Here is a 12,661-nt window from a genome sequence, read left to right on the forward strand (position 1 = left end):
TCAGCTGTCCTTGTTGTGGATGATGATGGTCGGATCGGCACCGCTGATCAACGAGTTGATCGTCTGGTTGGACCAGTTCACCCCTTCCAGTTTGATAGTCACGTCGGCGTTGGCGATACCACCTTCGGCGTTGAGCTTGCCTTCGCTGCTGACTTGCAACGTGGTCGTACCCTCCACCGTGGTGAGCTTCAGGTAGTTGTCGATGGTGCTGCCCTTCTCGCCCTGCAGCAGGTCCTTCAGGTCGATACGGTCACCCTCGGCCTTGTTGAAGTCCTTGATCACGTCGTTACCGATGTCGCCAGCCTTCCATACGAAGGTGTCGGCACCGCTGCCACCGATCAGGATATCGTCGCCCTGGCCACCGATCAGGGAGTCATTGCCGGTACCGCCCAGCAGGATGTCGTTACCTTTGCCACCATCGAGCGTGTCGCTGCCACCTTGGCCGAAGAGGATGTCATTGCCATTGCCGCCCGACAGGATGTCATTGCCGTCTTTGGCACCGGAGATATCGAACTCGGTGTAGTGCTCGGTGATGTACTGGTGAACATTGCTGGTAGTGACAGCACTGACTTCAACACCGCTCTTCTGTGCAACGTACGTCTGCAGGGCCTGGTAACCCTCGCTGACGACACCGTTGAGGGTGATCAGGTCACCGAAGATGATGTCGTTGCCGTTACCACTATCAATGGTGTCGGCACCTGGCACCGTTGCTTCGGAGTGACCGAGAATCGCCTTGGCCAAATCGGACGGGTCGATATTGGTCTGTGGCTTGCCGGCACTGTCGTAAGGTTTCAGATCGTTCAGCGTGACATCGCTGTTCAGGCCGATAGCCTGGACTTTGCTCAAGCCATTGGTGCCGCCCAATACTGCGAAACTTTCAGTAGAACCTGCGGCCGAGTAGACGTAGTTCCAGTAATCCGCGTAGCCGGTACCGTCCAGGCTGGAGAGTTCATAGGTACCATCACCTTGTGCGTGAAGGGTGCCGACCGTCTTGGTGGAGTCAAGCACCAACTCACCGCGGCGGTTCTCGGTATAGGTCAGCACTTTGACCACACCATTGCTGCTGATCTCGACCTTGTGAGTCGCATCGGCCCAGGCGCTGAACGTGTCACCCATCTTGTAATTGTTGACGTTGACTACATCATCCAGGCTTTTGCCATTCTTCCACAGGCTAGGGTTGGTGGACTCACCGCTCTGATAATAGGTTGGCTTACCGTCGGTAATGAAGTAAGTCAGGTTCTCCGCACCTTTGTTGCCGGTGGCCATGGTGCTGTTGAAGAAGTTGGACGTGGTCTTGAACGCGTCTTCATAGTTGGTACCGCCACCGTAGTAGCCGCCCACCATCGAGTTCAATACCGCCTGCAACTTGCTCAAAGCATCCGGGTCGGCAAGGTTCACTGCCACGTTCTTGTTTACCTGGGTATCGAAGTCGACCAGGAAGATGTTTACGGTACCCGAGGTGTCCGAGCCCAGGCTGGCCTTGAGCGTGTTGAACACCGAGGCCAACTGCGTCTTGGCGTCGGCAATCGACTTGTCGCTCATACTGCCCGAGCTATCGACCATGAAGGCGATGTTGTAGTTCTTGCCCTGAACCACGTTCAGCCCGGATACGTCAGCGACGATGATGTCGTTGCCTTCACTACCGGTCATCGTGTCATTGCCCGAGGTACCTACACTGGCCTTGTAGGTCGCAGCGTACACCGTCACCGGGATATTGCCGGTGGTGATGGCCGAGCCGCCCAGGCTTTCGGTGGCAGTCGAGGTAACCGTGATGTCGAACGAGCCTTTGTAATAGGCCGGCGGGGTCAGCGTCAGGCTGCTGAGTTTCCAGCCTGTCACATCGACCGGGGCAGTACCAACCGTGACCGTGTGGCCTGCACCATCGCTCAATACGGTACCTTTCGGGATACCGCTGAGTGTCACGTTCAGGCTTTCGGAGCCGTCAGTGTCGGTCAGGGCGGTGGAAATACCGACCAGTTTCACCGAGCCACCCTCAGGCCCTTCGTTGAGCTTGTAGCCGTCGTAGTAGCTCTGACCATTCACGGTGTGCAGGTCGGACACGCCCAGGCCTGCGTTCGCCATCTCGGTCACGTTCTGGTACATCTTGACGTTCGAGCTGCTCAGGTCGGTAACGGCACCGGAGCCTACCTGGATGTTCAGGTCATAGCTGCCTGGACCGGACTGGTTGGCATGGTAGACCTCGATCGGGTAGTAGCCGCTGGTATTTGGGGTAAAGGTACCCGACACCCCGCCACCGGCTCCCCAGGTGGCCGTGACTACAGTCTTGCCACCGATGGTGACCACGAAGCTGTCGTCGGCCAAGCCACTGAAGGTATAGACCTTGCCGGCTTCCAGGTAGATCAGGCCCGACGTTTTCGAACCGGTGCCAGCGGTGACGCTGCCATCGGACTGCACGTTGGTCGTGGTGCTGCTGGAGTTCGCGCTGCCGGAGTTGGCAAAGACCGTCTTCAGATCCTCGCCGGTAATGCCGTTGCCGCCAGTACCCAGGCCTTTGAGGCTGGTCCAGACTTCCTTGGTCAGCCCTTTGGACTCGATATCGGCGCTGCCGAAGCTCAGGGTCGGTTTGTCGGCAACCGGGCTGATATCGACCTTCATGGTCACTTCGCTGCCCAAGTTGGTGCCATCGTTCGGCTTGAACTTGAACTGGGCGTAGTCAGCCTTCTGGTTACCCACGCCAGTACCACCGTAGTTGTCCGCACCCGACTGGTTGAGGGCCGGAACGAACTTCAGGTTCTTGGCAGTGATATCAGCCTGGCTGACCACCTGGCCAACGGCCACATTTACCCATGCAGTACCGTTGAAGAACTGCAAGTTGCCGGCGGCCGGGAGCGAGGTAATGGTCACAGACAGGTTAGTGTTGCCGTCGGCATCAGTGACTTTGAAATCACTCCAGGCAAACACGTAATCGGTGTCCTCCACGCCAAATACTGCGCCGCCAGGCGAAACCGGCAGGTGGTCATTGTCGAGAATGGTGGTCGTCACGCTCGATTTGCTGCTATCAACCTGCAAGTTCTCGAAGTTACCACCCGTGGCGGCTTCGATCTTCACGACGAAGTTCTCGGTACCTTCGACCAGTTTGTCATCGATGGTAGCGATGTTGAACGTCGTGCCTGTGCTGTTGGCCGGAATCTTCACGGTCGCAACACCGGTGAAGTCATCACCGTTTTTGGCGGTACCGCTGTAGCTAAGGGTGATAGTGACTTCGGACTTGGACGCGTTGCTCAGGGTCAGCGTGTACTGGCCGGTTTCACCTTCGGTCAGAGAAGACGTGCCGGTAATACCAACGGTGGTGACGTCACCCTGGTTGCCGGTGCCCGGCGTTCCCGTACCTGGTTCGTCGGTCACAGCGGTGCTGACCGGGGTCTTGTCCAGCGTCAGTTGCTCGAATTTGCCGACATCCGCACCTTCAACGGTTGCGATCGATTTGATCACAGGGTCGTTGGTGCCAACGTAGACGTTGTCCGGGGCAGTCACGGTAGCAGTACCCACGGTACCGTTGGCCGGCACAGTGATGACGGTTTTGCCGTCGCTCAGCGTGAAGGTCAATGCACTGTGGTTGTTGATCGGCAGACCATCTTTGTTGGTCAGGGTGATGGTGTAGGTGATCTCACCACCTTCGGTGACCGAAGGGGTCGCGGTCAGCTTGGCCACCACTTCGTCGGTGGTGTCGGTAACCTGAACGGTAGCCGCACCGCCCAGTTGCAGGTTCTCGAACTTAGCGCCAGTGACGTCTACCGCCGAATTGATACCCAGGCTGATCTGGCCAGCATCGTTGTAGACGTCATCGCCTTGCGCAGCGTGGGTGTACGGCGCGCTGGTTTCGCCGGCCTTGATGGTGACCTGAGCATTGTTGCTCAGGGTCACGACCAGGTCGTGAGCCAGGGCGGTGTTGATGTGCACGGTGAAGGTCGGTTTGACGTTCTCGGCCACCGAAGTCTGGTCGGCCGTGATGGTGACCTTGACCAGGTCGCCTTCGTTGCCTGGGGTGCCCGGCTCGTCGGTGACCGACGTGCTGACCGGGGTCTTGTCGAGTGTCAGTTGTTCGAACTTGCCGACATCTGCGCCTTCAACGGTTGCGATCGACTTCACGACAGGGTCGTTAGCGCCGACGTAGACGTTATCCGGGGCAGTGACGGTGGCAGTACCCACGGTGCCGTTGGCCGGCACGGTGATGACGGTTTTGCCGTCGCTCAGCGTAAAGGTCAATGCACTGTGGTTGTTGATCGGCAAGCCGTCTTTGTTGGTCAGCGTGATGGTGTAAGTGATCTCGCCGCCTTCGGTGACCGAAGGGGTCGCGGTCAGCTTGGCCACGACTTCGTCGGTGGTGTCGGTGACATCCACCTTCGCGGCACCGCCCAGCTCCAGGTTTTCGAAGGTGCGACCGTCTACATCCACAGCAGACGTGATGCCCAGGCTGATCTGGCCAGCGTCGTTGTAGACGTCATCACCCTGAGCAGCGTGGGTGTACGGCGCGCTGGTTTCACCGGCCTTGATGGTGACCTGGGCGTTGTTGCTCAGGGTCACGACCAGGTCGTGAGCCAGGGCGGTGTTGATGTGCACAGTGAAGGTCGGTTTGACGTTCTCGGCTACCGAGGTCTGGTCGGCCGTGATGGTGACCTTGACCAGGTCGCCTTCGTTGCTGCCGCCCGGGTTGCCTGGGGTACCAGGCTCGTCGGTGACGGTAGTGCTGACCGGGGTCTTGTCGAGTGTCAGTTGCTCGAACTTGCCGACATCCGCGCCTTCAACGGTAGCGATCGACTTCACGACAGGGTCGTTAGCGCCGACGTAGACGTTGTCCGGGGCAGTGACGGTAGCAGTACCTACGGTACCGTTGGCCGGCACGGTGATGACGGTTTTGCCGTCGCTCAGCGTGAAGGTTAATGCACTGTGGTTGTTGATCGGCAAGCCGTCTTTGTTGGTCAGCGTAATGGTGTAAGTGATCTCACCGCCTTCGGTGACCGACGGGGTCGCGGTCAGCTTGGCCACGACTTCGTCGGTGGTGTCGGTGACATCCACCTTCGCGGCACCGCCCAGCTCCAGGTTTTCGAAGGTGCGACCGTCTACATCCACAGCAGACGTGATGCCCAGGCTGATCTGGCCAGCGTCGTTGTAGACGTCATCGCCCTGCGCAGCGTGGGTGTACGGCGCGCTGGTTTCGCCGGCCTTGATGGTGACCTGGGCATTGTTGCTCAGGGTCACGACCAGGTCGTGAGCCAGCGGCTGGTTGACGTGCACAGTGAAGGTCGGCTTGACGTTCTCGGCCACCGAAGTCTGGTCGGCCGTGATGGTGACCTTGACCAGGTCGCCTTCGTTGCTGCCGCCCGGGTTGCCTGGGGTACCAGGCTCGTCGGTGACGGTAGTGCTGACCGGGGTCTTGTCCAGCGTCAGTTGCTCGAACTTGCCGACATCCGCGCCTTCAACGGTTGCGATCGACTTCACGACAGGGTCGTTAGCGCCGACGTAGACGTTGTCCGGGGCAGTGACAGTGGCAGTACCCACGGTACCGTTGGCCGGCACGGTGATGACGGTTTTGCCGTCGCTCAGCGTGAAGGTCAATGCACTGTGGTTGTTGATCGGCAGACCATCTTTGTTGGTCAGGGTGATGGTGTAAGTGATCTCGCCGCCTTCGGTGACCGAAGGGGTCGCGGTCAACTTGGCCACTACTTCGTCGGTGGTGTCAGTCACTTGAACCGAAGCCGCACCGCCCAACTCGAGGTTCTCGAAGGTCGCACCAGTGGCGTCCACCGCCGAGGTGATGCCCAGGCTGATCTGGCCAGCGTCGTTGTAGACGTCATCGCCTTGCGCAGCGTGGGTGTACGGCGCGCTGGTTTCGCCGGCCTTGATGGTGACCTGAGCATTGTTGCTCAGGGTCACGACCAGGTCGTGAGCCAGGGCGGTGTTGATGTGCACGGTGAAGGTCGGCTTGACGTTCTCGGCCACCGAAGTCTGGTCGGCCGTGATGGTGACCTTGACCAGGTCGCCTTCGTTGCTGCCGCCCGGGTTGCCTGGGGTACCAGGCTCGTCGGTGACGGTAGTGCTGACCGGCGTCTTGTCGAGGGTCAGTTGCTCGAACTTGCCGACATCCGCGCCTTCAACGGTAGCGATCGATTTGATCACAGGGTCGTTGGTGCCAACGTAGACGTTGTCCGGGGCAGTCACGGTAGCAGTACCCACGGTACCGTTGGCCGGCACGGTGATGACGGTTTTGCCGTCGCTCAGCGTGAAGGTCAATGCACTGTGGTTGTTGATCGGCAGACCATCTTTGTTGGTCAGGGTGATGGTGTAGGTGATCTCACCACCTTCGGTGACCGAAGGGGTGGCAGTCAGCTTGGCCACTACTTCGTCGGTGGTGTCGGTCACTTGGACCGAAGCCGCACCGCCCAGCTCCAGGTTTTCGAAGGTGCGACCGTCTACATCCACAGCGGACGTGATACCCAGACTGATCTGGCCAGCATCGTTGTAGACGTCATCACCCTGCGCAGCGTGGGTGTACGGCGCGCTGGTCTCGCCGGCCTTGATGGTGACCTGGGCATTGTTGCTCAGGGTCACGACCAGGTCGTGGGCCAGCGGCTGGTTGACGTGCACGGTGAAGGTCGGTTTGACGTTCTCGGCCACCGAGGTCTGGTCAGCAGTAATAGTGACCTTGACCAGGTCGCCTTCGTTGCCCGGCGTACCTGGCTCGTCGGTAACCGACGTGCTGACCGGGGTTTTGTCGAGGGTCAGTTGCTCGAACTTGCCGACATCTGCGCCTTCAACGGTTGCGATCGATTTGATCACAGGGTCGTTGGTGCCAACGTAGACGTTGTCCGGGGCAGTCACGGTGGCAGTACCCACGGTGCCGTTGGCCGGCACGGTGATGACGGTTTTGCCGTCGCTCAGCGTAAAGGTCAATGCACTGTGGTTGTTGATCGGCAAGCCGTCTTTGTTGGTCAGCGTGATGGTGTAAGTGATCTCGCCGCCTTCGGTGACCGAAGGGGTCGCGGTCAGCTTGGCCACGACTTCGTCGGTGGTGTCGGTGACATCCACCTTCGCGGCACCGCCCAGCTCCAGGTTTTCGAAGGTGCGACCGTCTACATCCACAGCAGACGTGATGCCCAGGCTGATCTGGCCAGCGTCGTTGTAGACGTCATCGCCTTGCGCATCGTGGGTGTACGGCGCGCTGGTTTCGCCAGCCTTGATGGTGACCTGAGCATTGTTGCTCAGGGTCACGACCAGGTCGTGAGCCAGGGCGGTGTTGATGTGCACGGTGAAGGTCGGCTTGACGTTCTCGGCCACCGAAGTCTGGTCGGCCGTGATGGTGACCTTGACCAGGTCGCCTTCGTTGCTGCCGCCCGGGTTGCCTGGGGTACCAGGCTCGTCGGTGACGGTAGTGCTGACCGGCGTCTTGTCGAGGGTCAGTTGCTCGAACTTGCCGACATCCGCACCTTCAACGGTTGCGATCGATTTGATCACAGGGTCGTTGGTGCCAACGTAGACGTTGTCCGGGGCAGTCACGGTAGCAGTACCCACGGTACCGTTGGCCGGCACGGTGATGACGGTTTTGCCGTCGCTCAGCGTGAAGGTCAATGCACTGTGGTTGTTGATCGGCAGGCCGTCTTTGTTGGTCAGGGTAATGGTGTAGGTGATCTCGCCGCCTTCGGTCACCGACGGGGTAGCAGTCAGCTTGGCCACCACTTCGTCGGTGGTGTCGGTCACTTGAACCGAAGCCGCACCGCCCAACTCGAGGTTCTCGAAGGTCGCACCAGTGGCGTCCACCGCCGAGGTGATGCCCAGGCTGATCTGGCCAGCGTCGTTGTAAACGTCATCACCCTGCGCAGCGTGGGTGTACGGCGCGCTGGTTTCGCCGGCCTTGATGGTGACCTGAGCGTTGTTGCTCAGGGTCACGACCAGGTCGTGAGCCAGGGCGGTGTTGATGTGCACGGTGAAGGTCGGCTTGACGTTCTCAGCTACCGAGGTCTGGTCGGCGGTGATGGTGACCTTAACCAGATCGCCTTCGTTGCCTGGGGTGCCTGGCTCGTCGGTGACCGACGTGCTGACCGGGGTCTTGTCCAGCGTCAGCTGTTCGAACTTACCGACATCCGCGCCTCCAACGGTTGCGATCGACATCACGACAGGGTCGTTGGTGCCGACGTAGACGTTGTCCGGGGCAGTGACGGTGGCAGTGCCCACGGTGCCGTTGGCCGGCACGGTGATGACGGTTTTGCCGTCGCTCAGCGTGAAGGTCAATGCACTGTGGTTGTTGATCGGCAGACCATCTTTGTTGGTCAGCGTGATGGTGTAGGTGATCTCGCCGCCTTCGGTCACCGAAGGCGTCGCGGTCAGCTTGGCCACCACTTCGTCGGTGGTGTCGGTCACTTGAACCGAAGCGTTGCCGCCCAGTTGCAGGTTCTCGAAGGTGCGACCGTCTACATCCACAGCAGACGTGATGCCCAGGCTGATCTGGCCAGCGTCGTTGTAGACGTCATCGCCTTGCGCAGCGTGGGTGTATGGCGCGCTAGTTTCGCCGGCCTTGATGGTGACCTGGGCATTGTTGCTCAGGGTCACGACCAGGTCGTGAGCCAGGGCGGTGTTGATGTGTACGGTGAAGGTCGGTTTGACGTTCTCAGCCACCGAGGTCTGGTCAGCAGTAATAGTGACCTTGACCAGGTCGCCTTCGCTGCCTGGGGTACCTGGCTCGTCGGTAACCGACGTGCTGACCGGGGTTTTGTCGAGGGTCAGTTGCTCGAACTTGCCGACATCCGCACCTTCAACGGTTGCGATCGACATCACGACAGGGTCGTTGGTACCGACGTAGACGTTGTCCGGGGCAGTCACGGTGGCAGTGCCCACGGTGCCATTAGCCGGCACGGTGATGACGGTTTTGCCGTCGCTCAGCGTGAAGGTCAATGCACTGTGGTTGTTGATCGGCAGGCCGTCTTTGTTGGTCAGGGTGATGGTGTAGGTGATCTCGCCGCCTTCGGTGACCGAAGGGGGGGCGGTCAGCTTGGCCACCACTTCGTCGGTGGTGTCGGTGACATCCACCTTCGCGGCACCGCCCAGCTCCAGGTTTTCGAAGGTGCGACCGTCTACATCCACAGCGGACGTGATACCCAGACTGATCTGGCCAGCATCGTTGTAGACGTCATCACCCTGCGCAGCGTGGGTGTACGGCGCGCTGGTCTCGCCGGCCTTGATGGTGACCTGGGCATTGTTGCTCAGGGTCACGACCAGGTCGTGGGCCAGCGGCTGGTTGACGTGCACGGTGAAGGTCGGTTTGACGTTCTCAGCCACCGAGGTCTGGTCAGCAGTAATAGTGACCTTGACCAGGTCGCCTTCGTTGCCCGGCGTACCTGGCTCGTCGGTAACCGACGTGCTGACCGGGGTTTTGTCGAGGGTCAGTTGCTCGAACTTGCCGACATCTGCGCCTTCAACGGTTGCGATCGATTTGATCACAGGGTCGTTGGTGCCAACGTAGACGTTGTCCGGGGCAGTGACAGTGGCAGTACCCACGGTGCCGTTGGCCGGCACGGTGATGACGGTTTTGCCGTCGCTCAGCGTGAAGGTCAATGCACTGTGGTTGTTGATCGGCAAGCCGTCTTTGTTGGTCAGCGTGATGGTGTAGGTGATCTCGCCGCCTTCGGTCACCGACGGGGTCGCGGTCAACTTGGCCACTACTTCGTCGGTGGTGTCAGTCACTTGAACCGAAGCGTTGCCGCCCAGTTGCAGGTTCTCGAAGGTGCGACCGTCTACATCCACAGCAGACGTGATGCCCAGGCTGATCTGGCCAGCGTCGTTGTAGACGTCATCACCCTGAGCAGCGTGGGTGTATGGCGCGCTGGTTTCGCCGGCCTTGATGGTGACCTGAGCGTTGTTGCTCAGGGTCACGACCAGGTCGTGAGCCAGGGCGGTGTTGATGTGCACGGTGAAGGTCGGCTTGACGTTCTCGGCCACCGAGGTCTGGTCAGCCGTGATGGTGACTTTGACCAAGTCGCCTTCGTTGCCCGGCGTACCTGGCTCGTCGGTAACCGACGTGCTGACCGGGGTTTTGTCCAGCGTCAGTTGCTCGAACTTGCCGACATCTGCGCCTTCAACGGTTGCGATCGACTTCACGACAGGGTCGTTAGCGCCGACGTAGACGTTGTCCGGGGCAGTGACGGTGGCAGTGCCCACGGTGCCGTTGGCCGGCACGGTGATGACGGTTTTGCCGTCGCTCAGCGTGAAGGTCAATGCACTGTGGTTGTTGATCGGCAAGCCGTCTTTGTTGGTCAGGGTGATGGTGTAGGTGATCTCGCCGCCTTCGGTGACCGAAGGGGTCGCGGTCAGCTTGGCCACGACTTCGTCGGTGGTGTCGGTGACATCCACCTTCACGGCACCGCCCAGCTCCAGGTTTTCGAAGGTGCGACCGTCTACATCCACAGCAGACGTGATGCCCAGGCTGATCTGGCCAGCGTCGTTGTAGACGTCATCGCCCTGCGCAGCGTGGGTGTACGGCGCGCTGGTTTCGCCGGCCTTGATGGTGACCTGAGCATTGTTGCTCAGGGTCACGACCAAATCGTGGGCCAGGGCGGTGTTGATGTGTACGGTGAAGGTCGGTTTGACGTTCTCGGCCACCGAAGTCTGGTCGGCCGTGATAGTGACCTTGACCAGGTCGCCTTCGTTGCTGCCGCCCGGGTTGCCTGGGGTACCAGGCTCGTCGGTGACGGTAGTGCTGACCGGGGTCTTGTCGAGTGTCAGTTGTTCGAACTTGCCGACATCTGCGCCTTCAACGGTAGCGATCGATTTGATCACAGGGTCGTTGGTGCCAACGTAGACGTTGTCCGGTGCAGTGACGGTAGCAGTACCCACGGTGCCGTTGGCCGGCACGGTGATGACGGTTTTGCCGTCGCTCAGCGTGAAGGTCAATGCACTGTGGTTGTTGATCGGCAGACCATCTTTGTTGGTCAGGGTGATGGTGTAGGTGATCTCGCCGCCTTCGGTGACCGACGGGGTCGCGGTCAACTTGGCCACCACTTCGTCGGTGGTATCGGTCACTTGGACCGAAGCAGCACCGCCCAACTCGAGGTTCTCGAACGCAGCGCCAGTGGCGTCTACTGCCGAGTTGATACCCAGGCTGATCTGGCCAGCGTCCTGATAGACGTCATCGCCCTGCGCGTCGTGGGTGTACGGTGCGCTGGTTTCGCCAGCCTTGATGGTGACCTGGGCATTGTTGCTCAGGGTCACGACCAGGTCGTGAGCCAGCGGCTGGTTGACGTGCACGGTGAACGTCGGTTTGACGTTCTCGGCCACCGAAGTCTGGTCAGCCGTAATGGTGACTTTGACCAGGTCGCCTTCGTTGCCCGGCGTACCTGGCTCGTCGGTAACCGACGTGCTGACCGGGGTTTTGTCGAGGGTCAGTTGCTCGAACTTGCCGACATCCGCACCTTCAACGGTTGCGATCGATTTGATCACCGGGTCGTTGGTACCGACGTAGACGTTGTCCGGGGCAGTGACGGTGGCAGTGCCCACGGTGCCGTTGGCCGGCACGGTGATGACGGTTTTGCCGTCGCTCAGCGTGAAGGTCAATGCACTGTGGTTGTTGATCGGCAAGCCGTCTTTGTTGGTCAGCGTGATGGTGTAAGTGATCTCACCGCCTTCGGTCACCGAAGGCGTCGCGGTCAACTTGGCCACTACTTCGTCGGTGGTGTCAGTCACTTGAACCGAAGCGTTGCCGCCCAGTTGCAGGTTCTCGAAGGTGCGACCGTCTACATCCACAGCAGACGTGATGCCCAGGCTGATCTGGCCAGCGTCGTTGTAGACGTCATCGCCTTGCGCGTCGTGGGTGTACGGCGCGCTGGTTTCACCGGCCTTGATGGTGACCTGGGCGTTGTTGCTCAGGGTCACGACCAGGTCGTGGGCCAGGGCGGTGTTGATGTGTACGGTGAAGGTCGGCTTGACGTTCTCGGCTACCGAAGTCTGGTCGGCCGTGATGGTGACTTTGACCAGGTCGCCTTCGTTGCCCGGCGTACCTGGCTCGTCGGTAACCGACGTGCTGACCGGGGTTTTGTCCAGCGTCAGTTGCTCGAACTTGCCGACATCTGCGCCTTCAACGGTAGCGATCGATTTGATCACAGGGTCGTTGGTGCCAACGTAGACGTTGTCCGGTGCAGTGACGGTAGCAGTACCCACGGTGCCGTTGGCCGGCACGGTGATGACGGTTTTGCCGTCGCTCAGCGTGAAGGTTAATGCACTGTGGTTGTTGATCGGCAAGCCGTCTTTGTTGGTCAGCGTAATGGTGTAAGTGATCTCACCGCCTTCGGTGACCGACGGGGTCGCGGTCAGCTTGGCCACGACTTCGTCGGTGGTGTCGGTGACATCCACCTTCGCGGCACCGCCCAGCTCCAGGTTTTCGAAGGTGCGACCGTCTACATCCACAGCAGACGTGATGCCCAGGCTGATCTGGCCAGCGTCGTTGTAGACGTCATCGCCCTGCGCAGCGTGGGTGTACGGCGCGCTGGTTTCGCCGGCCTTGATGGTGACCTGGGCATTGTTGCTCAGGGTCACGACCAGATCGTGGGCCAGGGCGGTGTTGATGTGTACGGTGAAGGTCGGTTTGACGTTCTCGGCCACCGAAGTCTGGTCGGCCGTGATGGTGACCTTGACCAGATCGCCTTCGTTGCCTGGG

General features: G+C 60.1%; 1 protein-coding gene (cut by a window edge). It reads right to left on the reverse strand.

What is annotated here, in order from left to right:
• A protein-coding gene (locus AA098_RS30005) for an immunoglobulin-like domain-containing protein (protein WP_064615123.1) crosses the window boundary here: on the reverse strand, nt 1-12,661 show its final stretch. The gene runs 16,127 nt beyond the window's last position; the window shows 12,661 of its 28,788 coding nt (coding positions 16,128-28,788); its start codon lies off the right edge, out of view; its stop codon occupies nt 1-3.

The sequence above is a fragment of the Pseudomonas sp. JY-Q genome, from assembly GCF_001655295.1.
In the GTDB taxonomy this organism is placed as follows: Bacteria; Pseudomonadota; Gammaproteobacteria; order Pseudomonadales; family Pseudomonadaceae; genus Aquipseudomonas; species Aquipseudomonas alloputida.